20 protein-coding genes are annotated in these 24,195 nt (G+C 71.2%); 12 read left to right on the top strand and 8 right to left on the bottom strand.

The annotated features are described in order from the left end of the window. Positions 1-245: 245 nt before the first annotated feature. The 8 genes from HHX35_RS40570 to HHX35_RS40535 form a co-directional block, all read right to left on the bottom strand. Positions 246-1,745 carry a non-reducing end alpha-L-arabinofuranosidase family hydrolase gene (locus tag HHX35_RS40570; RefSeq protein WP_182903912.1) on the bottom strand — a complete coding sequence of 500 codons (1,500 nt, stop codon included), beginning with the start codon at positions 1,743-1,745 and terminating at the stop codon, positions 246-248. A gap of 769 nt (positions 1,746-2,514) precedes the next feature. Beyond that, a complete protein-coding gene (locus HHX35_RS40565) occupies positions 2,515-3,357 on the bottom strand; it encodes a hypothetical protein (RefSeq protein WP_182903911.1) in 843 nt (280 codons plus the stop codon). Between the two features lie 206 nt (positions 3,358-3,563). Next, positions 3,564-4,952, bottom strand: a complete 1,389-nt coding sequence (locus HHX35_RS40560; protein ID WP_220506467.1) for a hypothetical protein — start codon at positions 4,950-4,952, stop codon at positions 3,564-3,566. After that, on the bottom strand, positions 4,949-5,869 hold the full coding sequence (locus HHX35_RS40555; protein WP_182903910.1) for a hypothetical protein: 921 nt from the start codon (positions 5,867-5,869) through the stop codon (positions 4,949-4,951). The genes HHX35_RS40560 and HHX35_RS40555 overlap by 4 nt, the downstream gene beginning before the upstream one ends. Positions 5,870-6,379: 510 nt before the next feature. Then, positions 6,380-7,585, bottom strand: coding sequence for a cytochrome P450 (locus HHX35_RS40550; protein ID WP_182903909.1), 1,206 nt, complete (start codon positions 7,583-7,585; stop codon positions 6,380-6,382). 36 nt (positions 7,586-7,621) lie between these two features. Beyond that, complete coding sequence (gene phnE / locus HHX35_RS40545) at positions 7,622-9,331, bottom strand: phosphonate ABC transporter, permease protein PhnE (protein ID WP_182903908.1); 1,710 nt, start codon at positions 9,329-9,331, stop codon at positions 7,622-7,624. Further along, the gene (locus HHX35_RS40540) at positions 9,324-10,106 is read right to left on the bottom strand and encodes a phosphonate ABC transporter ATP-binding protein (protein WP_182903907.1); all 783 of its coding nucleotides are present in this window, start codon (positions 10,104-10,106) and stop codon (positions 9,324-9,326) included. Before HHX35_RS40540 ends, phnE begins: the two co-directional genes overlap by 8 nt. After that, entirely contained in the window at positions 10,099-11,091 is a 993-nt protein-coding gene (locus tag HHX35_RS40535) for a phosphate/phosphite/phosphonate ABC transporter substrate-binding protein (RefSeq protein WP_182903906.1), read from the bottom strand. Before HHX35_RS40535 ends, HHX35_RS40540 begins: the two co-directional genes overlap by 8 nt. 166 nt (positions 11,092-11,257) lie before the next feature. Here HHX35_RS40535 and HHX35_RS40530 point away from each other — a divergent pair, with 166 nt between their 5' ends. The 12 genes from HHX35_RS40530 to HHX35_RS40475 all read left to right on the top strand — a co-directional run. Continuing rightward, complete coding sequence (locus HHX35_RS40530) at positions 11,258-12,691, top strand: alpha/beta fold hydrolase (protein WP_182903905.1); 1,434 nt, start codon at positions 11,258-11,260, stop codon at positions 12,689-12,691. A 175-nt stretch (positions 12,692-12,866) separates the two neighbouring features. Next, positions 12,867-13,889: a PaaX family transcriptional regulator C-terminal domain-containing protein gene (locus HHX35_RS40525; RefSeq protein ID WP_182903904.1), complete on the top strand. Its 1,023-nt coding sequence runs from the start codon at positions 12,867-12,869 to the stop codon at positions 13,887-13,889. Positions 13,890-14,157: 268 nt separating this feature from the next. Further along, the gene (locus tag HHX35_RS40520; RefSeq protein ID WP_310739643.1) at positions 14,158-15,081 is read left to right on the top strand and encodes a PaaX family transcriptional regulator C-terminal domain-containing protein; all 924 of its coding nucleotides are present in this window, start codon (positions 14,158-14,160) and stop codon (positions 15,079-15,081) included. A gap of 149 nt (positions 15,082-15,230) precedes the next feature. After that, on the top strand, positions 15,231-16,124 hold the full coding sequence (locus HHX35_RS40515; protein WP_259405861.1) for a transporter substrate-binding domain-containing protein: 894 nt from the start codon (positions 15,231-15,233) through the stop codon (positions 16,122-16,124). Next, positions 16,121-16,996, top strand: coding sequence for an amino acid ABC transporter permease (locus tag HHX35_RS40510; protein WP_182903903.1), 876 nt, complete (start codon positions 16,121-16,123; stop codon positions 16,994-16,996). The genes HHX35_RS40515 and HHX35_RS40510 overlap by 4 nt, the downstream gene beginning before the upstream one ends. After that, positions 16,993-17,814 carry an amino acid ABC transporter ATP-binding protein gene (locus HHX35_RS40505; RefSeq protein WP_182903902.1) on the top strand — a complete coding sequence of 274 codons (822 nt, stop codon included), beginning with the start codon at positions 16,993-16,995 and terminating at the stop codon, positions 17,812-17,814. The genes HHX35_RS40510 and HHX35_RS40505 overlap by 4 nt, the downstream gene beginning before the upstream one ends. Continuing rightward, positions 17,811-18,947, top strand: a complete 1,137-nt coding sequence (locus HHX35_RS40500; RefSeq protein ID WP_259405860.1) for a CapA family protein — start codon at positions 17,811-17,813, stop codon at positions 18,945-18,947. The genes HHX35_RS40505 and HHX35_RS40500 overlap by 4 nt, the downstream gene beginning before the upstream one ends. Beyond that, the gene (locus HHX35_RS40495) at positions 18,940-20,178 is read left to right on the top strand and encodes a CaiB/BaiF CoA-transferase family protein (protein WP_182903901.1); all 1,239 of its coding nucleotides are present in this window, start codon (positions 18,940-18,942) and stop codon (positions 20,176-20,178) included. The genes HHX35_RS40500 and HHX35_RS40495 overlap by 8 nt, the downstream gene beginning before the upstream one ends. Before the next feature lies 1 nt (position 20,179). Then, complete coding sequence (locus HHX35_RS40490) at positions 20,180-21,292, top strand: 2-hydroxyacyl-CoA dehydratase family protein (protein ID WP_182903900.1); 1,113 nt, start codon at positions 20,180-20,182, stop codon at positions 21,290-21,292. Then, on the top strand, positions 21,280-22,527 hold the full coding sequence (locus HHX35_RS40485; protein ID WP_182903899.1) for a 2-hydroxyacyl-CoA dehydratase family protein: 1,248 nt from the start codon (positions 21,280-21,282) through the stop codon (positions 22,525-22,527). Before HHX35_RS40490 ends, HHX35_RS40485 begins: the two co-directional genes overlap by 13 nt. Before the next feature lie 370 nt (positions 22,528-22,897). Next, entirely contained in the window at positions 22,898-23,824 is a 927-nt protein-coding gene (locus HHX35_RS40480) for an SDR family NAD(P)-dependent oxidoreductase (protein WP_182903898.1), read from the top strand. A gap of 1 nt (position 23,825) precedes the next feature. Then, the coding region (locus HHX35_RS40475) for an amidohydrolase family protein (RefSeq protein WP_396781804.1) at positions 23,826-24,195 on the top strand (370 nt) is incomplete at its 3' end.

Raw genomic sequence — 24,195 nt, 5'->3', positions numbered from 1 at the left:
CACGCGCCCGGCTGGACGCAGGTGCCCGGCGGTCACCCGTGTCGTGATGCCGAGGCGAACTCCGCGCCCGGACAGCGGGATGATCTGAGCCCTATGCGTGACTGAGGCGGGCTCGGCCTTGCGCCGAGCCCGCCGGTCCAGGTCCATCCGGTCCTGATCGTGTGCCGTGATGGCGCTCACCCGATTCGGCATGCGCCTTCGGGGCGAGCGTCAGGACCACCCCGAGGTGGACCCGTGTGATGCCGTCAGTGCTGCAGGGTCAGCAGGCCCGGCCGGTAGGGCAGGAGACCGTAGTCGACGCCGTCGGAGCTGGGGCTGCGGCCCTGGTAGAGCAACTGCAGGTTGCAGGGGTCGACGGTCTTGGTCTGGTCGGGGTTGTTGCGGACCAGATCGCCGTGGCTGATGTCGTTGGTCCAGGTGGCGCCGCTGTTGGCCTTACCGGCGAAGGGGTTGCTCTCGGTCGCGGCGTTCGGCGTCCACGACCCGCTCAGGCTGTCGGCCGTGAACGAACGGAAGTAGCGGCCCCGCGAGCCGATCGCCTCGACGAGCATGAGGTACTTGTTCTGGCCCTGGAGCTTGTAGACCTCGACCGCCTCGAACAGGTTGTTGGTCGAGTCGCTCATGATCTGGGTGTAGTTCGAGCCGAAGCTGCCCGGGAAGTTGCCGATGGGCATGCTCTGCCGGTAGATCTTGCCGTTGTCGCCGGCGAAGAACAGGTACATGTTCTGGCCGTCACCGATCAGCGTCTGGTCGATCGGCCCGGTGCCCGAGCCGGAGATACTCGCGGTGGACAGGGTCTGCTGCGAGGACCAGCCGTTGGGGTTGGTGGGGTCGCTGGAGGTGCGGTAGGAGAACGCGGTCCCGCCCCACTGGTAGGCCAGCACCCAGATGTTCTTGGGCGCGAAGTAGAACAGTGTCGGCGCCACGGTGCCCGAGTTCATCTTGGTCTGGGTGGCCGAGGCCATGTCGGACCAGTTGGTGAACGTGCTGAAGCCCATCGAACCCCAGCCCGACCCGGTGTCGTGCGTCGTCGCGTAGACCAGGTGCTTGCCGTTGTAGACGACGTTGGTGAAGTCCTTGAGCGAGACCCACCCCGACTTCGGAGTCGCCAGCGCGCCCGTCGAGGTCCAGCGGTACGTCGACGGAAGAGCGCACGTGCCGGTCGGCGTCGCCGAAGGAGACGGGGACGGGGACGGAGACGGAGACGCGGACGGGGAACGCGTCGGCGACGCGCTGGGCGACTGCGTGGGGGAGGGGCTGGGCGAGCCCGGGCTGCCGGTGCAGGCCACACCGTTCAGGGAGAACGAGGTGGGCACCTGGGCGGAGCCGCTCGAGGAACCGTTGAAGCCGAAGTTCGTGCTGCCGCCGCTGGGAATGCTGCTGTTGTAGGAGACGTTGGTGGCGGTCACCGACGAGCCGGACTGGGTCTGGGTGGCGTTCCAGATCTGGGTGATCTGCTCGCCGGCGCCGAAGGACCAGGTGAGCCGCCAGCCGTCGACCGCGTCACCGAGATTGTTGATGGTGACGCTGGCGTTGAAGCCGCCCGGCCAGCTCGAACTGATGGTGTAGTCGACCCGGCAGGCGACGGCGGCCTGGGCGGGCTGTGTGATCAACAGGCCGCCGGCTCCGGCCAGCAGGATCGGGATGGAGCCGATCACGAGGCCGCGGCGCGAGGCCCGCCGGGGCGGCGCCGCGGTCGTGACGGCGGAAGGACGCGGTGACCGCGCTCTCCAGGGCAGACGCATCTGTGTTCTCCTCATCAACTTTTCCGACCGCCGTCAGGGGCTGGTGCGGGTGGCGATCGGGGTGGGCACGGTGCCGTTCGCGGTGAACCCGAAGGTCGTGGAGCCGCCGACGGCGATGGAGCCGTTACAGGAAAGCGGGCACGCGAGAGTCACCCCGCGCGATCGACGCCGCGTCCCGTGATCAGGGAACGCACACCACCAGGGCGTCGCGAACGGCGGTCCTCACCGCGCACCACCACATGGCAGGAGGAAGCCGCCTCGGGGACACAGCTTGGAAACCACACCGAAATGTGTCAAGTCCCCTTTGAAAGTTTCAACGTAACGCTCCCGCCGTCACGGGCGGTGACCTCTGATATCGCCTGATGAGCCGCCCGCCCGGGCTGCCGCCCCTCCGTGGTGCGAGGTGCCGTCCTTGACGTCGCCTTTCGTCTCGTATTGGCTCCGATCGACCTGCCACCACAGCCGTCCGACAGCGAAGGAACGCGACAGGGAAGATTTGTTAGCGCTAACAAACCGCCTGGGTCATCATCCGGCGGCCATGGCGCGGGGCGGTCCGGCGGACAGACACCACGTCCCTGGAGCCGCCCTTTCGGAGAGTCACCGATAAGGAGGTTCACGACGGCACACAGGAATGCCCCGGGCGGTCGCCTTCGGCGCGTCATCACCGGCGCGGTCGCGGGCCGGCCGGTGCTCGGGAGGGATACGTCACGTGGCTGATACCCCGGACCCGCGCCGGTGGATCAGCTCCGTCCGGTGCAGCCCGATGTTGCTAGGCCTCGGACGTCACCCGGGCCGCGACGATGGGCCTGGTGGCGACGGAATGGAAGGTGCTTTCGTCCGTTCCCCAGCGATACCCGTAGAAGTCACCGGTCGCGTCGGCGTACAGGACCATGAATCCGTATCCCACGCCGCTGTATTCGGTGGAACCACTACTCCGTGAGTCGTCGTGGCCGTCCGCGACAGGGGCGGTCCCGTGCGGGTTGCTCGTCGAGTCCACGACCTCGACCACGTATTCGGTCGTGTTCGGATCACTGTCCGTGACCACCGTGCCCGCCAGCGATCGGACCACCGGCGTGTGCCCGCTCCCCCCGCTGGCACCCGCCTCGTACTTGATCGCGATGATGTCTCCGGGCGCGAGGGAGGCCACCTTGGTGATCTTGTCCATATGGTCGACGGTGTCGGCATTGATGCGATCGTAGTATCGCGCGCTGTTGGGACTGGTACTCGCGAATTCAGTGCTGAAATACGTGCTGGTGGCCCATGAGTACGTATGCGTCAGAAGCTTGGTGACGAAAGGGGCGCACTGACTCTCACTGGAATAGCTCGTCGGAGTTCCGGGTGTGCCCCAGGTCACGACGGAGCCGGTGCATCCGGAACCGCAATACTTGTTGTACGAAGACTCCGTCGGCCAGCCGATCGAATTCAGCGCATCCACCAGCTCTTCCGCCTCGGTGAGGTGATCTGTCACCGGTCCGGCCAGCGCCGCCTGGGGGGCCGACGCGAGGACGGCGAGAATGCCCGCGCCAATCGAAGCGGCCACGTTGCGAAGTCTCATAGCATCCCCATCTTTTTTCGGGTCACCTGAAAGAAAAGCGATCTCGCCCTTCATCATCAGTGTCCATGTGGGGAGGCGCAATACTCTCGCGAGACTTTCATAATCGGATCGGGTAAACCCTTTTATTGTCTCGGCTGAAAATCGGCGCCGAAGGACTTTCCGCACCGGGACCATGTCGTGAACGTCCGGCTCGCCTTCCGGGTGGCGTGTGCCGAGAGGAGCCGCTGCCCGGACCGGGTGGTCCGGGCAGCGGCCCGTGCGGCTCAGCCGGGATAGGGGCGGTTGAACCGAGGCGGGGTGAAGGGGACATAGCGAGGGGCGGGGTCGGCCGCCAGCGCCGCCGCACGGGCGTTCATCGCCGGGGCGGACGTCGCGGGCCAGTGACCGCTCCGCAGCCGGTCGAGCATCGTCGTCAGCGCCGCCTCCTGCTCCGCTGGTGAGAAGTCGCAGTGGCCGACGGTTTCGGTGTAGGTCTGGCGCAGCAGGGAGTTCGCTCCCGCCCGGCGCACATTCTCCCCGTACGACTGCTGCTGGGCGACGGTGGAGATCTGGTCACCGGTGCCGGACACGGTCAGCACGGGGATCCGCAGGTCACCGTCCAGGACGATGCCGCGCGAGAAGCGCTTGACGGCGTCCGGGTCCGCCGCGATGCGGGGCGCGGCGGCCAGGTTCTTCAAGTCGGCCGCGAGGTCCAGGCCTGCCGCCTTGTACAGGTCGCGGACGGCACGCCGGAGGGCGGGATCGGCGAGGCGCAGCTGCTTCTCGTAGTCCACGCCGGTGTTCCAGGACGGGTTCCCGCCGACCACCTCCATGATCTGGCGCCGGCTGCTCATGGCCTGCCCGATGTAGGGCAGGGGCCCACCGGCGAGCGCGAGGTAGGCGCCCTGCTGTAGCGCGGCGGCGTCCCCGCTGTCCGGAGGCGGCGGCACGGACCCGTCAGGATTCCGTCCCCAGGCCGGCAACTGGCCGATCGCGGCGGCCAGTGCGATCCGGGCCCGCCCCTCGGGAGTCCGCTGCGCCGCGGCCAGGGCGTCGATCCATGCCTTCCGGGCCGATTCGACGTCCTGGGGGATGTCGACGACCGGCAGCCCCGGTGCGACCAGGCGCTCGAGCACGAAGACCGTGTCGAGCTTCTGATTCCACTGGCCGACGGACCCGCCGAGGCCGCCGCACATCGGGACGGCGGCGTCGAAGGTGCCGGGGTGGACCTGGGCGACGCCGGCGGCGACGAAACCGCCCATCGAGGTCCCGGAATCGATCGCGTACCGTGCCCGGCCGTAGGCGTCCTCGAAGCGGGCCAGCGCCTCGGCCTGGTTGTCGATGGCGGACCGGATGTTCCAGCCGGTGATCGCCCGGCTCGTGCCGCCGCGGGCCACGCCGTCGGCGAGCAATCGCGCGGTCAGGGGCTCGTTCCGGCCCGAGCCGGCGAAGTCGAGCGCGACCACCACGGTGCCGTTCCAGTGGGCCGGGACGACGAACTCGTAGGGCGTGCCGTCGTCGAGGGTGCCGCTGATGCAGGTGGGGTGGGCGGGGGAGTCCGGCAGGCACGGTGTGCCGCCGGCAGGCCTGGCGGAGGCCGCGGCGGCGGTTCCGCTTCCGACGGCGGTCGCCAACGCGATGGCCAGGCACGCGGTCGCTTTGCGGCGGATCACAGCGACAGTCCCTTCGACTCGACCTTCCACCCGTCCTCGGTGCACAGTCCGCAGTCGGGGCCGACGAAGCGCGCCCCGGCCGCCCGGTCCCCGCGCAGGACGTAGTCGAACCAGTCCGCGGCCACCTGCCAGCCCTTGGTGGCCTCGAGACCCGCGATCAAGCCGGTGTGGCCGGCCGCCGTGTCGCCGACCAGGGCGGCGGGGACGTCGAGCAGGGCGTAGTTGTCGATGCTGTTCTGGTAGGCGACGTCGTCCGGGCCGCCGTTGACCAGCAGCGTCGGCGTGTGCAGATCGGCGAGGCGGTCACGCCCGTAGCCGCCGAAGGCCGGCTCCGCGAAGTACCCGGTGTTGAACCCGGCGACCGCGTCGATCATGGGGTCGGTCCCGGCGGCGAGGGCCTCGACGCCGCCGCAGCTGTGGCCGAGCACGCCGACCCGCGTCGTGTCCACCCGCCCGTCGAACTGCTTGCGGGCCTGCTTCGACTCGGTGGCCCAGTGGGCGGCCGCGAGGAGCGCCTCGGGGTGCGCGATCGTTTTCTCGGGGGTGTTGGGGACGGGGAACTCGTCCACCGCGCCGTTGGCCACGACGATGTATCCCTGGGAGGCCAGGCCGGTGAGGAACGTGATCCCTTCCAGGTTGCTCGTCGCGCAGGCGCCGTTGCCGTAGACGATCACGGGCAGGCTGCCCTTGCGCAGTGCCTTGAGATCGGCGGGGCGGTAAACGGTGTGCCCGGGCAACCCCTCGGCGGCCTCACGGACCGTGGGCAGCACGGCCGGTGTCGAGGCGCCGGCCGAGGGGGTCTTCGGCGGCGGCGGGGTCTGGGCGGGCGACGCCGCGGCGGCGCCGGAGCCGGCGAGGACGACCGCCCCCACGGTCGCCGCCAGCAGGGTCCGCGCGGTCATGGAGCGGGCAGGCATGGTGCGTTTCCTCCACGGTTGATGGACGGGCAGGGGGTGTTGGCTCGGGGTCCGACGAGGTCCGCGAGTGGCCGGCGGGGGCGCCTGGCAGCTGCTGTGAGGCACATGGCCGTCGTCAACGGAGACGATCGTTCAGCTTTCTGTCATCAATGTCAATCCCCCGATTGACGCCTCGGTGACGCGCCGGAGCGACCGGAACGTACGCCGGATGCGGCGCCGGCGTGTCGGCGCCCGGTGAACGGCTGACCACGTCCGCGAAGGTAGGACGTCCGGTCGGCGGCCACGGTCGGGCAACCGGCGACGTCCGGGCCGCCTGCCGTGGTGCGGTTGACGCGTGCGGTCCATGGTCTGAAGAGCGACATTCACGCGGCGCCGGTTTCGGTAAACGTCATGGAGAACCGATGCGCGCCCCTTCGTGCGCGCAGCCAAGGGCCGACAGCTGAAGGCGGTGGTCGTGCTGACGCGGACGCCGATGGCCGGTGCTCACGTCTGACGGCTCCGGAGGCGGAGTCAGCGGCGGGGGAGGAGGCGCAGCGGTGCCGACCTGGGCCCGAACTCCAGCCAGTTGAACATCTCCACCTCGCCGTCCGGTTCGACGCGGGTGGTGCAGGCGAGCAGTTCGCCCAGTGCGGCCGTCATCTCCAGCCGGGCCATCGCCGCGCCGGGGCAGCGGTGCGCACCTCGGCCGAACGCGAGGTGCCGGTTGGGCCGCCGTTCCAGGTCGAGCCGGTCGGCGTCGTCGAACACCGCCTCGTCCCGGTTCGCCGAGGGGAAGATCATCGCGATCGCCTCGCCGGCCCGCACCGTGCGGCCGCCGAGCTCGACGTCCCGGGTGGCGGTCCGGGCGAACACCCGATAGGGGGCGTACAGCCGCAGCAGCTCTTCGACCGCCGCCGGCAGCAGGCCGGGGTCGGCGCGCAGCCGGTCCTGGAGGTCGGGGTCGCGGGACAGATGTACGGCGGCGCTGCCCAGCACGGCGTGCGGCGCCCCGATGCCGGCCACGATGGTCTGCCGGACGGTGGCGACGACCAGGTCGTACGGGATCGGCCGCTCCGGGTCCCCGGACGCCCGCAGCAGGCTGGTCACCAGGTCCTCGTCCGGGTCGCGGGGGTCGGCCCGGCGGTCCTCGACGATGGCCCGGGCGATCGCGTAGAGCTCGTCGCTGGCCGCCATGACCCCGGCCCGGTCCATCTCCTGGATGGCGAAGCTGTACGCGACGCCGATCCGGCGGATCTCCAGCACCTGGTCGACCGGCAGGCCGAGGAAGAGCGCGAAGCACTGCGCCGCGTACGGCAGCGCGAACTCCTGGGAGTAGTCGCCGCCGCCGCGGGCCAGAAGCGGCCCCAGCAGCTCGCGCGCCGCCTCCGCGAAGGCCGGTTCGAGACGCCGCACCACGCTGCGGCGCAGCACCCGGTCCATCGGAGCGCGGTAGATTCCGTGCTCGGGCGGGTCGAAGTGCAGCGGCGGCCGGCGCTGGGCGCGCGGCACGTGCGGGACGACGTTCTGCACCGCGGTGCTGAACGTCTCGCTGTCCCGGGCCACCCGCACCACCTCCGAGTAGCGGGTGGCGGCCCAGAATCCGCCGAAGGCCTCGCTCCACGGCATCGGGCAGCGTCGCCGCAGCTCGGCGTAGACCTCGTGCGAGCTGTCGAAGGTCTCCGGCGCGGTGGGGTCCCAGTCGGAGGCGCGCCCGAGGCCGCCGGCGGTGGTGGTCATGGTGAATCCCTTCCTTCCCGTCATGGGCCCGCCCGCTCACAGCAGGTGCCTGCGTGCGACCCGGGCGAGCGTCTCGATGGCGTACACGACGACGGCGATCGCGATGACGATCGCGGCGGTGGTGTCGTAACGCAGCGTGGCGATCGACTCCTGCATCAGGTAGCCGACGCCGCCCGCGCCGGCGATGCCGAGCACGACCGACTCGCGCAGCGCCAGGTCGGCCACGAACAGGCCGTTGCCGGTGAACGACGGCACGAACTGCGGCCAGATCCCGGCGGCGAACGCCTGCCACCGGCGGGCGCCGACCGAGGTCAGCGCCTCGTGCGGCAGCGGGTCGAGCTGCTCCAGGGAATCGGCGAAGAACTTGGCCGCAAGCGCGGTGGAGGAGATCCACAGCGCCAGGAAACCGGCGAACGGACCGAGCCCCAGTGCGGCCACGAACAGCAGCGCGTACACCAGGTCGGGGACGCCCCGGACCACGACGAGCAGCACCCGGACCACCGCGGACAGCGGCCGCCAGGGGGTGGTGTTGACGGCGGTGAGCAGGGCCAGCACCAGTCCGCAGGCGGCGCCCACCGCGGCGGCGCCCAGCGCCATGAGCAGGCTCTCCAGCACCGCCATGAGCAGGTCGCCGGAGAACGCGGGCGGCCACATGCCGGTGAGTACGCCGCGCAGGTTCGGCCAGGCGCCGGCCAGCCGGCCCGGGTCGGGGTTCAGGGACCACAGCGACACCAGGAAGACCACTCCGGTCGCGACCGCGCCGGCCACCCGCAGCACCCGGCCTCGGTCCCAGCCGACGTCGTGCGGCGCGCGCCCGGCGGGCAGCGCGGGCGTGCCCGTCGTGTCCCCGGCGGACCGGCCGGCCCTCGAGTGGCGGATCGTGCGGCGGCGGCCCGTGCTTTGGCGAACCGTGCTTTGGCGAACCGTGCGGTGGCGGACCGCCACCGACAGCAGCTCCAGCAGCAGCACCAGGACGACGATCACGCAGATGATTCCCGCCGCCCGGTGGTAGTTGAGGCTGCCCAGCGCGGTCTGCAGCGCCACGCCGATGCCGCCGGCTCCGACGACGCCGAGCACGGCCGACGCCCGGATGTTGATGTCGAGGCGGTACAGCACGATGCCGGTCAGCGCCGGGAACACGCGGGGCAGGACGGTGGAGACGGCCACCTGCACCTCGCCGGCCCCGCACGCGCGGGCCGCCTCGGCGGGGACGGGGTCGGTCTCCTCGACGGCGTCGGTCAGCAGCTTGGCGATCATCCCCACCGAGTGCACGGCGACGGCGAGCGCGCCGGCCAGCGGGCCCAGGCCGAAGATCCGCACGAACAGGATCGCGAAGGCCAGCGTCGGCACGGCCCGGGTCAGCACGACGACCACCCGGGCGGCCGGCCGCAGCCAGCGGGGGCCGCGGTGGTCGCGCGCGGCCGTGAAGGCCAGCGGCACCGAGACCAGCGCCGCCAGGCCGGTGCCCGCCACCGCGATGAGCAGCGTCTCGGCGATCATCCAGGCGACGTCGCCGGCGCCGGGCAGGTCCGGCGGCCACATCCGGCGCAGCAGTCGCGCGGTGTCGTCCAATCCGGCGGCCAGGGAGGCGGGGGACAGGCCGATCCACCAGAACGTCAGCCAGGTGACGGCCACGGCCGCGACCAGCAGCCCCGCCGCGATGAGGGCGCGGGCGCTCCACGGCGGCCGCAGCGGGCCCCGGTCCGCCGCGGCCGGGGCGTGCGTGGCGGGGGTGGTGCTAACCATCGCGGGTCCCCGCCGTGTCGTAGATCTCCCGCAGCCGCTCGGTGGTGAGGCCGGCGGCCGGCTCGTCCAGCACCAGCCGGCCGCCACGCAGCGCCACGACCCGGTCGGCGGTGGCGAGCGCGAGCTCGATCTGGTGCAGGCTGCACACCACGGAGATGCCGTCCTCGGCGCTGATCCGTTTGAGGGTCTCAAGCACCAGCACGCTCGCCGCCGGGTCCAGCGAGGCGACCGGCTCGTCGGCGAGGATCAGCTCGGGGCTCTGCAGCAGGGTCCGGGCCACCGCGACACGTTGCTGCTGACCGCCGGAGAGCGTGTCGCAGCGCTGGAACCGCCGGTCCGCCAGCCCGACCCGGTCCAGTTGCTCCACGGCGCGGATCCGCAGCGCGCGCGGATAGCTCATCACCCCATACCTCGGCAGCCGCAGGGTCGCCAGCGACCCCATCAGCACGTTCTCCAGCGCGGACAGCCGCCCGACGAGACCGAACTGCTGGAAGACGAACCCGACCCTGGCGCGCAGGGCGCGCAGCCGGCTCCGCGAACAGGCGGCCGGGTTCTCGCCCAGGGTGCGTACGGTGCCGCTGTCCGGCAGGTGCATGCCGTTGACCAGCCGCAGCAGCGTGGACTTGCCGGCCCCTGAGGGGCCGGCCAAGGCGACGAACTGCCCCTGCGGGACGTCCAGCGAGACACCGTCGAGCACGGTGGTGCCGTGGAAGCCCTTGCCGACCTCCGACAGCCGCAGCACGGGGTCGCCGATCACGGCGGGTTCCTCAGCCACCGGACGTGCAGACCTCGGCCTTGGTGATCTCGCAGATGCGCGCGATCGGCTGGTAGGTGGCGTCGGTGGCCTTGACGAACGTCCAGGCGGTGGAGGCGCCGAGGGTGCAGGCCGCGGCGTCGGCGTATTGGCCCCAATTCTTCGGGCCCTTGATCTCGCTGTCCTTGCACAGCCCGGCGGAGGCGGCGCCGGTGGCGGTCAGGCCGGTCACCGTCTTGGCGATCTTGTCGCGCATGTCCTGCGGAAGCCACTTGCCGACCACGATCGGCGGCCCGGGGATGAGCGGCGAGGTCCACACCTTGGTGACCTGCCCCGGCTTGAGCTGGCCGCGGGCGGGCAGCAGCTGGTCGATGAACACGTCGCCGACGAAGGCGATGTCGCAGTCACCGGCCAGTAACGAGGCGACCGCCGTGTCGTGCCCGTGGGTGAACACCGTCTTGACGTCCTTGTCCACATCGACGCCGGCTTCCCGCAGCGAGGCGAGGGGCTGCAGGTAGCCGGTGGTGGAGCCGGGGTCGGTGAAGCAGACGTCCTTGCCGGCGACATCCTTGAGCGAGGCGATCGACTTGTCGTCGCCGCGGGTCACCCCGTAGGCGTAGGCGCCGGGGTCGCCGCCAGGGGCGGCCAGCGGGACGGCGACGGGCTCGACGTCGGCGCGGCTACGGGCCAGGTAGTAGCTGAAGGCCCCGTAGACGGCGACGTCCACCCGCTTGGCGACCTGTGCCTCCACGACGGCGGCGTTGCTGGTGACGGCCTGGAACCGCACCGGGACGCCGAGGTCCTTCTGCAGCGCGGAGACGATCGGGGCGAACGACGCCTCGAGGTTGTCGCTCTGCTCCGACGGGATGGCGGCGAAGACCAGCTCGTCGGGCCGGCCACCGTCGGCGGATGCGCTGCGGGTACTACCGGGGCCGGCACCGCAGGCGGACAGGAGCGCGATCGCGGCACCCGCCGCGACGACGCCCAGAGCTGACTTTCGGAACATCGAGGCTCCTCACATGCAGGTGGTCGGGCCAAAGTAAGCAGGCCCAAGACCATTGTCAACAGTTCTGTGACGACCGTAAGATTTCTGCCGAACATGATTAGCGGCGGAATTAGGACGACCGTTCAACGAACTGTTGTGCATCTCGCATCGCAGCAGCTTCCCACTCATGGAGGCGGACATCAATCCCCGTTCAGTGATCAATCGGGCGACCCGTGCCGTGACGGCGCTCACGGCCACGGCTCTCGCACTCGCCATCCCTCCGGCCGCCGGACTGCCGCACGCCTCGGCGGCGTCCGGCCAGGCCGGTCCCGTCAGCGTCACGGGCGTCCACCCAAGCGGCGCCACCTACGCGATCGAGGTGCCGCGGAACTGGAACGGCACCGTGCTGACGTTCAGCCCGGGCTACGGCCAGGGCGCAGGCCCGCAGCACCTGCCGGCCGACCTCGGCGCCAACACCGCCGCGCAGAGCTGGCTGCTGGCCCACGGGTACGCGCTGGCCGGCACGCGGCCCTATGGGAGCGGCTGGGCCGTCGAGGAGACCCTGCGGGCCTCCGCCGACACGCTCGCCCGGTTCGCCGAGGTCGCGGGGAAGCCCACGACCACCCTGGCCTGGGGCGGTTCGATGGGCGGCGCCATCGCGGCCGGCCTGGCCGAACGCCGGCCGGACCTGATCGACGGCGCGCTGCCGTACTGCGCCTCGGTGGCCGGACCGGTGGCGATGCTCAACCAGTCGCTCGACGCGGCCTTCGCATTCAAGACGCTGCTCGCCCCCGGCGACGACGCGGTGAGGCTCGTCCGGCTGGCCTCGGCCGACGAGGAAGCGCGGAGCGCCGCGGCCGCCCGCGCCGTCCTGGACGCCGCCCAGCAGACTCCGGACGGCCGGGCCCGCATCGCCCTGGCCGCGTCCTTCGCCCAGGTCTCCACCTGGTCGGTGACCGGCACCGCCGAACCCGCGGCGCGCGACTGGGCGGCGCAGGAGGCCCAGGAGTACGCGGCGTTCATGGCGACCGTCTTTTCTCCCCGCTATCCGCTGGAACAGCGGGCAGGCGGGAACTTCTCCTGGAACACGAGCGTGGACTACCGCAGGGAACTGCAGGAGTCCGGGCGTATGAAGCAGGTGCGCGCCCTCTACGACAGCGCAGGACTGGACCTCGACGCCGACCTCGCGGCCCTGGCGGCGGCGCCGCGCGTCTCCGCCGACCCCGGCGCCGTCACCTACATGGAGAACTACTTCACCCCGCGCGGCGCGCTCGGCGTCCCCGTCCTGACGATGCACGAGCGCGGCGACAACTACCCCACCGTCACTCAGGCCCGCGCCTACTCCGATGTGGTGCGGCGCGCCGGGAAGGGCGCGATGCTGCGCCAGGCGTTCGTCGACCGGCCCGGCCACTGCCGCTACACCGGAGCCGAGTTCGTCGCCGCGGTGCAGACCTTGAGGAACCGGGTCACCACCGGCCGCTGGACGGACGTCGACGCCCACCAGCTCGACAGGCTGGCCGCACGCCTGGCCGCCGAGGACCCGGACCTGGGCACCGCGGAGTTCGTTCACTACACCCCCGGCCGCTTCCTGCGCCCCCACGTCCCCCGCGGTGAAGAGTGAGGAGACACCCCGCGCGATCGTCGTCCCGGCACCGCCGGACCGCGGCCGAGATCGCCGGGAAGGGCCCGGACGCGGAGCCGGGTGACGTAAAATTCACGCAGGTCGAGCCCGGTAGGCGCGCCCGTATTCGGGAGGCGGCCGGCTGGGGCACCTACACCGGCTGAGGAGTCTGACGATGGAGGGACGCCGGGTGACCGCGTCGCCGGAACCCGGCTCCCTGCCCAGGGCTCGGCAAGGGGCCGAACCGCAGCGGCTGCTGACCACGCTGCTCGGCGACTACTGGTTCTGGCGGCAGGAGCACATCCCGTCGGCGGCGCTGGTCCGGCTGCTGGAGGAGTTCGGCATCACCGCGACCAGCGCCCGCGCCGCCCTGCGTCGGGTCGCCTCACGAGGGCTGCTGGACAGCTCCCGCAACGGCCGCACCACCGCGTACGGACTGCCGCCCCGGGCGTCCGACGTGATCGTGGCGCACATGCGCCGGCTGCTGACGTTCGGCGCCACCACACCGTGCTGGGACGGGCAGTGGACGGTTGTCACGTTCTCGGTGCCCGAAGACCAGCGGGACACCCGGCGCGCGCTGCGCGACGGGCTGCGCCTGCTGCACTTCGGCATGATCTTCGACGCGGTGTGGGTGTCCCCGCACGACAAGACGGACGACGTCGTCGAACTCGTGCGAAGGCTGGGCGTGCGCGGGGCGGTCGTGTTCCGGGCCCGCAAGGTCGCCGACGACGACCTGGACCCGGTGCTGGACCGCGCCTTCGACGTCGCCGCGCTGCGCGAGCGCTACCTGCGGTTCATCGATGCCCACCGGCCGGTGGCCGAGCGGCTGGCCATGTCCAGCCCGTGCCCCGGCGAGGCGCTGCGATTACGAACCGCGATCATGACCGACTGGCGGGTGTTCCCCACGCTCGACCCCGACCTCCCCGCCGAGCTGCTGCCCGCCGGCTGGCCGCGCGAGGAGGCTCGGCGGCTGTGCGTGCAGATCTACGACTCGCTCGGGGAGCCGGCGGAGCGGCGGTTCCGCGAGATCCTCGCCGAGTTCGACCCGGAGCTGGCCGGGCTGGCCGCGCACCACACCTTCGCGCAGGTGTCCGCCCTGGAGTCGCCGGCGACTCGCCGTCACACGAGCTTCGACGAGACGACCGACCGCGACCGCCTGGATCTCCTCGCCGGCGGCGACCTAGGTCCTGTCCCGTGATCTTTCCTGCCTACTGCGGTCGCCCAGATGGCGCCTCGCTACGTTCTCGTCGTCACCCATAGCTCCGCTATGGGCTCCTCCTCGGCCTTGCGACGCATCCATCTGGCCGATCCTCGCTACGGCGAAAGATCGCGGGACACTCCCTGGCCGGCTGACGCGGTGGCCGCGGCACGTCGGGGAGATCCGTTCCAATGTGGCTCGAGGTCACCCAAAAGCATGACATTCTGATGACGAGCGCACGCTCAAGCGTTGTCAATATACTCCTGCTGTGAATGATGGTGAAAGGTCCGAGGCAGCGGACCTCGACTTCCCGCGCTTCCAGGTGGGCGCACCCCCGCAGCACCTGATCACGACGCTTCTCGGGGACTACTGGATCAGCCGGCCCGAGCAACTGCCGTCCGCGGCCCTGGTGCGGTTGACCGAGGAGTTCGGCGTCTCCGCCGTGGCGGCCCGGGCCGCACTCAGCCGCCTGACCAAGCGGGATCTGCTGGAGTCGTCCAAGACCGGGCGACGCACCTACTATCGCCTGACGGATCGGGCCGCCGCGGTGATGCTGGAGGGGCGGCAGCGGATCATGTCCTTCGGCCTGGAACAGGGCGCGTGGGACGGGAGATGGGTGATGGCGGCGTTCTCCATCTCCGAGGAACAGCGCGACCTGCGCCACGCGCTGCGCGCGAGGCTGCGCTGGCTCGGGTTCGCCCCGCTCTACGACGGGCTGTGGGTCTCGCCGACGGCGAACGCCGACAGCGCGGCGGCGGTGCTGACCGAGCTGGAGATCCCCATGTCGACGATCTTCCGCGCCGAGGCCCTTGATCTCCCGGGCATGCGCGCCCCACAGGAGGCATGGGACTTCGACCAGCTCCGGCGCACCTATGAGGCGTTCGTGGCCCAGTACTCGGCTCTTCTGGAGCGCGTCCGCAAGGGCGTGGTCGGCGCGTCGGAGGCGCTGGTGGCGCGTACGGGGATCATGGACACCTGGCGGACGTTCCCCAACCACGACCCCGACCTGCCGGCGGAGCTGTTGCCCGCCGATTGGCCGCGTGCCGCGGCCCGAGACCTCTTCGTGGAGATCTACGACACCCTCGGGCCGCTCGCCGAGTTCCGCGTCAAGCAGATCGTCGCGGAGTTCGAGCCCGAACTGGCCGAGCTGGTCGCCCACCACCGGACCAGTTCCATCCTCGCGCTCACCTGATCGCCGCCGGCGACGGGGCGGCGTTCCCGCTCGCCCCGGACGTCTCCGCTGCACAGCCGCCTCTTGACAGGTGTGCACCCATAGGTGTGACACTTATCCCAACGACCGCCAAATTAACTGCATCATTAGCTGGTCGTGGAAGGACCACCATGAGATTGCCCAGGACCATCCTCGCGGGTGCGGCGGCTTTGGCCCTCGCCAGTGCCGCAGCCTGCGGTGGAGACGGCGGTGAGGCGCAGCGGCCGGCCGGTGCGACGGCTCTGTACGACGCCCTGCCCGATGGCATCAAGGAAGCGGGCGTCATCCGATTTGCCGGGGATTCCCACCCGCCCTATCGGATCGTCGCCAACGACGGCAAGACCGTCACGGGCATCGACAAGGAGTTGCAGGACGCCCTCGGCAAGGTGCTGGGGGTCCGCACCGAGATCTCGATCGTCAGTGGCCTGCCCGCGGCGCTGTCCGGCATGCTCGCCTCCCGGTACGACGCCTTCAACGGCCCGGTCAAGGACAGCGCCGAGCGGGAGAAGCAGTTCGACGCGCTCGTGTGGATGGTCACCCGGACCTCCTACCTGATCCCCAAGGCCGGGTCCTCGGCCGTCAAGAGCTCGGGTGACCTGTGCGGCAAGCGCGTCGCCGGCACCGCCGGCAGCATCGTGGAGGACCAGGCCAAGCGCCTGACCGAGTGGTGCGCCAAGCAGGGCAAGCCGGGGCTCGACTTCATCGGCTTCGCCGACACCAACGGCACCATCCTCGCCGCGAAGTCCGGCCGGGCCGACGCGGCCGGCATGACCGAGAGCGCCGCCCTCGACGTGCTCTCCAAGGAGAAGGACGCCTTCACGTACGTCACCCAGACCGAGGAGCAGGGCGCCGGCGTCGACCAGCTGGCGATGCTCGTGCCCAAGTCCAGCGGTCTCGGCCCGGTCATGCTCGACGCGTTCAAGGAGATCTTCAAGAACGGCGAGTACACGAAGATCATGGACAAGTACGGGCTCCAGAAGGTGGCGGTCCAGGAGCCCAAGATGAACACCGCGGCGACGCAATGAGCGTGGCACCACAGACGGTGGCACCACAGGCCGGGGCGCCACAGACCGTGGACGTCGCCGCCGCCCGGCCGCGCATCCGCCCCCTGCGGTGGGTGGCCGGGGCCGTGCTGCTCGTGCTCGTGGCGCAGTTCGCCTGGTTCCTCGTCACCAACCCGCGGTTCGAGTGGCCGGTGGCCGGCAAGTACCTGTTCGACCCGAACGTCCTGCGCGGCCTGGGAATGACGCTGCTGCTCACCGTCATCGTGATGCTGCTGGGCAGCGTGCTCGGGGTGCTTCTCGCGGCGGGCAGGCTGAGCGGCTTCCGGCCGGTGGCCTGGGCCTGCGGCGTCTACGTCACGGTCTTCCGCAGCATCCCGCCCCTGGTCCAGCTGATCTTCTGGTTCAACCTCGGTTATCTGCTGCCGCGGATCCCGCTGGGCATCCCGTTCGGCCCGACGTTCGTCTCGTGGCCGACCAACTCCGTGATCAGCTCGCTGACCGCGGCCGTCATCGGGCTCACCCTGCACGAGGCCGCGTACATGGCCGAGATCGTGAGGGCCGGCATCCTGGCCGTGGACGGCGGCCAGCGCGACGCGGCCCGCGCGATGGGGTTCACGGCGCGGCAGAGCTTCGTCAAGGTCGTGCTCCCGCAGGCGATGCGGGTGATCGTCCCGCCCGCCGGCAGCGAGTTCATCAGCCTGCTCAAGGGCACCTCCCTGGTCAGCGTTATCGCGATGGCCGACCTGCTGTACTCGGTGCAGGTGATCTACAACAGGACCTACGAGATCGTGCCGCTGCTGATCGTGGCCTGCGCCTGGTACCTGGTGGTGGTCATCAGCCTGTCCTTCGGCCAGCGGCGCCTGGAGCGGCACTTCGGAAAGGGGCAGCGGTGAGCGACACGCCGGTCCTGCGCGTCCGCGACGTGCGCAAGCGGTTCGGCGACCACGTGGCGCTCGACGGGGTGAGCCTGGACGTGCACGAGGGCGAGGTCGTCACCGTGATCGGCCCGTCCGGTTCGGGCAAGTCCACCCTGGTCCGCTGCGTCCACCAGTTGGAGAGCATCGACGGCGGGGCCATGCACCTCGACGGGGAGCTGCTCGGCTACGAGTTCCACCGGGGCCACCTGCGCCCCCTGCCGGACCGGCGGGTGGCCGCCCAGCGCGGCCGCATGGGCATGGTCTTCCAGCAGTTCAACCTGTTCCCGCACTGGAGCGTGCTGCGCAACGTCATCGAGGCGCAGGTGCTGGTCCACAGACGGAGGCCGGAGGAGGCCCGCGAGGCGGCGCTGCGGCTGCTGGAGCGCGTGGGGCTCGCCGACAAGGCGGACGCCCATCCCCGGATGCTGTCGGGAGGCCAGCAGCAGCGCGTCGCCATCGCGAGGGCCCTGGCCACCAACCCGCGGATCATGCTGTTCGACGAGCCCACCAGCGCCCTGGACCCCGAGCTGGTGGACGAGGTGCTGAGCGTCGTGCTCGACCTGGCCCGCGGCGGCATGACCATGATCATCGTGACGCACGAGATGAGCTTCGCCCGCGAGGTGGCCGATCGGTGCGTCTTCATGGAGAACGGCCGGGTGGTCGAGACCGGCGCTCCCGAGGAGATCTTCGACAACCCCGCCTCGCCCCGTCTGCGTGCCTTCCTGTCGCGCTACTCCGGGCGCGCGGCGCAAATTCCCGACGAACGCCTCCTGGAGGAGGAGACCACCTCTTGAGCTTCACGGTAATGGCCGTCGGCGACCTCGTCGTCGACGAGCCCGACCCCGCGTCCTTCTTCGCCCCGGCCCGGGAGACGCTGGACCGGGGCGATGTGGTCATCGGCCACATCGAGGTTCCCCACAGCACGTCCACCGCTCAGGTCAGCACCGACGTACCCGCCCCGCCCGCCGATCCCGCCGCGCTCTCCGCGGTCGCCGAGGCCGGCTTCCATGTGGTGACGCTCGCGGGCAACCACGTCTACGACGTCGGCGACCAGGGGGTGGCCGACACGATCGAATACGCGACCGAGGCCGGCCTGACCACCGTGGGCGCCGGCCTGACTCTCGAGGAGGCCCGCCGCCCCGCCGTCGTGGAGCGCGACGGCCTGCGGGTCGGGGTGCTCAGCTACAACTGCGTCGGCCCCCGGGAGTCCTGGGCGACCAGCCGCAAGCCCGGCTGCGCGTACGTCAAGGTGCTGACCCATTACGAACTCGACCACGCCAGCCCCGGCGGGCCGCCCGCCGTCTACACCTTCGCCGACCCCGCCTCCCTGGAGCGGATGGCCGAGGACGTGGCGGCCCTGGCCGCCGAGGCCGACATCGTGACGGTGTCGATGCACAAGGGCGTCGGGCACACGCCAGCCGTGCTGGCGATGTACGAGCGGCCCGTGGCGCACGCCGCGATCGACGCCGGCGCGCACGCCGTGTTCGCCCACCACGCCCACATCATGCGCGGCGTCGAGATGTACCGCGGCAGGCCGATCTACCACGGCCTGGGCAACTTCGTGACCGTCACCCACGCGTTGACGCCCACCACGGGCGACGCGGGCGAACGGGCCGCGTGGGCGCGCCGCAGAGTCGAGCTGTACGGCTTCGCGCCCGACCCGGACATGCCGTACTACCCCTTCCATCCCGAGAGCCGGAACACCGCGATCGCGGTCTGCCGGTTCGACCGGGACGGCCTGGGCGCGGCCGGCCTGATCTCTGCGGGCATCGTGCCCTGCTGGATCGACGACGCGGGCCGGCCGGTGCCGCTCGGCGACGACGAGGAGGGACGGCGGGTCGTGTCGTACATCGAGCGCATCACGCGACAGGCGGGCCTGACGACGGAGTTCCACTGGGAGGGAGACGAGGTGGTGCTGCGTGGCTGACCGTCCGCTCGCCGGCCGCACGGTGATCGATCTGACCACCGCGCTGTCCGGACCGTACGCGACCCTGCTGCTGGCCGGGCTCGGCGCCCGCGTGATCAAGGTGGAGAATCCGCTGACCGGCGGCGACTCCTCCCGCAACAACGCCCCCTATGCCGGTGCGGACGGGCTGACGCTGGCCCGCCACGGGGACGACGACATGTCCGTGTCGATGCTCCTGCGGGGCCGCAACAAGCAGAGCGTCACGCTCAACCTCAAGCATCCCAAGGCCCGCGACGTCCTGGCCGGTCTGGTCAGGGAAGCGGACATCATGATCGACAACTACAGCGCCGGCGTCATGACGCGGCTCGGCATCGGCCACGACTGGGCCAGCGCGATCAACCCGCGCATCGTGTGCACGTCGATCAGCGGCTTCGGCGCGCAGGGCGGTCCCGGCTCGGGAAAGGCGATGGACACCATCATCCAGGCGCTCAGCGGGGTGATGATGACCGCGGGCGCGCCCGGCGAGCCGCCTGTCCGCTTCGGGCTGCCGGTGGGCGACCTGGTCGCGCCGCTGTACGCGGTGATCGGCACGCTCGCCGCGGTCCTGCGGGCCGACGCGACCGGCCAGGGCCAGCACGTGGACGTGTCCATGCTGGGGGCACTGACCTCGCTGGTCGCGTGCGAGCCGTTCGACGCCTACGAGAAGCTGGGCCTGCCCATGCGCACGGGGACGACGGTGCCCAGGCTGGCGCCGTTCGGCACGTTCCCCGCCGCGGACGGCTGGTTCGCGTTGTGCGGTCCCACCGACGCGTTCGCCCGCGGCCTGTTCGCGGCGATGGGACGCGACGATCTGGCCGCAGACCCGCGGTTCGCCTCCAGGGACGCGCGCGTGGCCAACGCCGGCGAGCTGCACGAGCTGGTGGCCTCGTGGGCGGGGGATCGCCCGCTCGCCGTGATCCTCGATCTGCTCACCCGGCACGGCGTCCCCGCCGCCGAGGTGCGTGAGCCCGGCGTCGCCGTGCGCGACCCGCTCGTGCTGGAGCGCGAGGAGGTCGTGCCGCTGGAGCATCCGCGCCACGGTCGCCGCGGGGACCTGTACGGGACCGGCGTGCCGATCCGCTTCTCCGCCTCCGAGGCGGGGCTCGACCGGCCGGCGCCCGCCCTCGGCGAGCACAACGCCGAAATCTACGGCGGCCTGCTCGGCTACTCCGACGACGAACTCAAGGCCCTGGCCGAGGAGGGGGTGATCTGACATGTCCACGGCGCTGGCCGCGCTGGAGGAGGCGTACGCCCGGCGCGGCGCACCTCGCCCCCCGGCCTCCCCGGCCTCCGCGCAGGGCGCTACCGGCGACCGGACGCCGGTCGTCGGCTACGTCGGGGCGGACGTGCCGGTCGAACTGCTGACCGCCGCGGGGGTCCGCGCGTTCCGCCTCACGGGCGACCCGGACTCCGGCTCCCAGCTAGGAGACCGATACCTGGGCCGGGGGGTGGACCCGATGGCCCGCTCGGTGCTCACCCGGCTGCTCGCCGGGTCCTTCGGCGACCTGGATCGCATCGTGGTCTCGCACGACTGCGAGGCGTCCCTGCGGCTGTTCTACGCGCTGCGCGAGCTGTGCCGGGTGGAGCCGGGCACGGGACTGCCCGAGGTGTACCTCGTGGACATCCTGCACCTGCCGCACCGCACGACCGCCCGCTACAACCGTCGCAGGATCGGCGAGTTCGCGGCCAGGCTGGAGGCCTGGACCGGCCGTCCCCTCGACCTCGCCGGGGCGGTGGCGGCGCACAACGAGCGGCGCCGTCTGCTGGCCGCCGCCGCCGAGCTGCGCGGGGCCGTGCCCGCCCGCCTGACGGGGCGGCAGTTCCTCGCGGTGGCCGGCGCGGCCCTGCCCGTGGACGAGCACATCGCGCTGCTGGAGCGGCTGCTGGCCGAGGCGGGACAGCTCGAGGAACACGCCGGGCGGCGGGTCTTCCTGAGCGGCAGCGACCACGACACGCCGCACGTGTACGAGGCCGTCGAGTCCGAGGGCTACGTGATCGTCGGCGAGGATCACTCCTTCGGCGGCCCGTCCCCGCAGGGGCCGGTCGGCGCGGGCGGCCTGGACGCGCTGGCCGAGCATTACCACCACAGCGGTCCGACCGCCCACCGGGCCACCGTGAGCGAGCGCGCCGCGCACGCGGCGAGGGCCGTACGGCACTGCCGGGCCGAGCTCTTCGTCGCCTATTCCAGAACCGGCGACGAGGCCCCGGCCTGGGACTTCCCCGCGCAGCGCGCGGCGCTCGACATCCCCGCCGTTCTGCTGGAGCGCCAGGACTACGGGCGTGCCGACCTGACCGCCCTGCGGAAGGAACATCCATGCGCAGTGTGAAATCCCTCGCCACAGCGGCCGAGGCGGGCAGACACCAGCGCGAATGGTTCGCCGACCTGCGGCGCCGGGTCGCCGCCGGCGAGCCGTTCGCCCTGCTGAACGCGGACGTCCCACACGAGATCTTCCGCACGATGGACATCCCGTACGCGGTCAGCCAATGGTGGGCGTCCCTGGTGGCCGCCAAGCAGCGCTCGGGGCACTACCTGGAGCTGGTGCGGCAGCGCGGGTACCCCGACTACTCCGAGCAGTACAACTCGGTCACCCTCGGCTCCGCCTTCGACCCGGAACCGGAGGCCGGGCCGTGGGGCGGCCTGCCCAGACCGGACATCGTCGTCGGCGACGCCTCCGGCGACGTCACCCGCAAGATCTTCGACATCTGGGGTCACGAGCCCGGGGTCACCTTCTACCCGCTGGAAAGCGCCGCTGAGAACGAGGTCCCCGTCAACTGGTGGGAGCTCATGCCGCACCGCTGGGAGGAGGCCGTCGGCCCGGCCAGACTGGACCTGCTCACCGCGGAGCTGGAGAACCTCGTCAGGTTCCTGGAGACCACCACCGGCAGGCGATTCAGTGAGTCGCGCTTCCGCGAGGTGATGGCCCTGGTCAACGAGCAGGAGGAGTGGAACAGGAAGACACGCGCTCTCATCGCCCGCACCCGGCCGGCCCCGCTCGGCGTCGTCGACAGCATCCCCAGCGTCATGCTTCCCCAATGGCACCGTGGCACCGAGTGGGCCAGGGACATCGCCAAGCGTTTCTATGAGGAGGTGCGCGACCGGGTCGACGCGGGTCAGGCCGCGTGCCCGGGCGAGCGGGCCCGGCTGATGTGGATCGGCCGCGGCCTCTGGTACGACATGGGCTTCTACCAGCGCTTCCAGGACGAGTATGGTGCGGTGTTCGTCTGGTCGATGTACCTGGCCATCGCCGCTGACGGTTACGTCCGCTACGGCGACGACCCCATGAGGGCGCTGGCGGCGCGCTTCGCCGCCTTCACCGACCAGCTCTACACCCCGCCGTGGTCGAGCGAGTGGTACGTGAAGGAGGCCCGCCTGCACGGCATCGACGGGGTGGTCCACCTGGTCTCCGACGACCCCCGCGGCAGCTACTTCACCGCCAGGGCACTGGAGGCGGCCGGGTTCCCGGTGATCGAGATTCACGCCGACAACGTCGACGCCCGCACCTTCGACGACGAGGTGGTCAAGCGCGTCGGTCGGTGGCTGGAGAACGTCGTCCTGGCCTGACCTGAATGATCGCCGACGCCGGTTTCCCCGCGCGCGGTTCGTGGATGCGGGCGAGCGTGTGAAACACCCGCTCGGCGCGGATCGCCGGCCGGTCCTGCGGTTCCGTCCCGTTCGCGGTTCACCGCGCCGGTCTCCCGGACGCGTCGGCGCCCGTCCTGAAGCTCCTGCGTCGCCTGGGATTGTGCCCGCGCGTCCGGTGCCGCCTGCCCTGTGCCGCCTGCCCTGTGCCGCCTGCCCGTTGTCAGCTCCCTCGGTACGGCTCGTCACGGCACGAGAGCAGGCACGCAGGAAATGTTGGGCAGATCTTTGACGGTCGTCATATAAGTGTCATATATTTCGCTGCATCGCCATATAACTCAGGGGGACTCCCATGGATCTTTCCGGCAAGGTCGCCGTTGTCACAGGTGCGGGCCGCGGGCTCGGCCGCGCGTACGCCGAGGCGCTGGCGGCGGCAGGGGCGGCGGTGGTCGTGAACGACGTGGACGTCGACGCGGCCGCGCGGGTCGTCGAGGCCATCACCGGTAACGGCGGCGAGGCGCGGAGCGTCGTCGCCCCGGTCGGATCCGCCGAGGTGGCCGACCGGCTGGTGGCCACCGCGGTCAAGGAGTTCGGCCGGCTGGATGTGATGGTCACGAACGCGGGCATCCTGCGCGACCGGGTGCTGTGGAAGATGTCGGACGACGACTTCGACGCGGTGATCGATGTGCACCTGCGCGGCACGTTCACCTGCGCCCGGGCGGCGGCGATCCGGATGCGTGAGCAGGGGACCGGTGGCCGGCTGATCCTGATCTCCTCGCCGGCGGGCCAGCGCGGGAACTTCGGGCAGACCAACTACGCGGCGGCCAAGGCCGGCATCGTGGCGATGGCCAGGACCTGGGCGATGGAGCTGGCCAGGGCGAACATCACGGTGAACGCGGTCGTCCCGGTGGCGGCCACGGAGATGACCAAGACCATTCCCGTGTTCGCGCCGATCATCGAGGAGTCCGAGCGGACCGGCCGGCCCTTCCCGGCCTGGTTGCGCAGGGACGAGGGCCTGGGCACGGTCGAGGACGTGGCGGGGCTCGTCGTGTTCCTCGCCTCGGACGCCTCCGCCGGGGTGACGGGCCAGGCGATCGGGATCGGCGGCGACCGCCTCGCGCTGTGGTCGCACCCCGGTGAGAAGGCTGTCGCGTTCGCCGACGGAGGGTGGACGGCGGGGGCCATCGCCGCCTCCTGGCAGTCGGGAGTCGGCGCCGAGCCGGAGACGTACGGCATCCCCGCGCCCAAGGTCCCCGCCTCGGACGCTCAGGAGGTCTGACATGGCGGTCATGAACGTCGCCGATCTGGTCGCGATCGACGTGCACACGCACGCGGAGATCTCCAAGGACGGGCACGGCTCGCTGAGCCCGGAGCTGTTCGGCGCCTCGGAGGACTACTTCAAGGCCCACGGGCACCGGCAGCCGACCATCGCGGAGATGGCCGCGTACTACCGTGAGCGGAGGATGGCCGCGGTGGTGTTCACCGTGGACGCCGAGCATGCCACCGGGCACCCGCGCATCTCGAACGAGGAGGTGGCGGAGAGCTGCGCGGAGCACCCGGACGTGCTGATTCCGTTCGCCAGTGTCGATCCCTGGAAGGGCCGGGCGGGGGTGCGCGAGGCGCGGCGGCTGGTGCAGGAGTACGGGGTGC

Source organism: Microbispora sp. H10830 (genome assembly GCF_014161375.1).
GTDB classification, from domain to species: Bacteria; Actinomycetota; Actinomycetes; order Streptosporangiales; family Streptosporangiaceae; genus Microbispora; species Microbispora catharanthi.
This window is presented reverse-complemented; position numbering and strand designations above follow the sequence as displayed.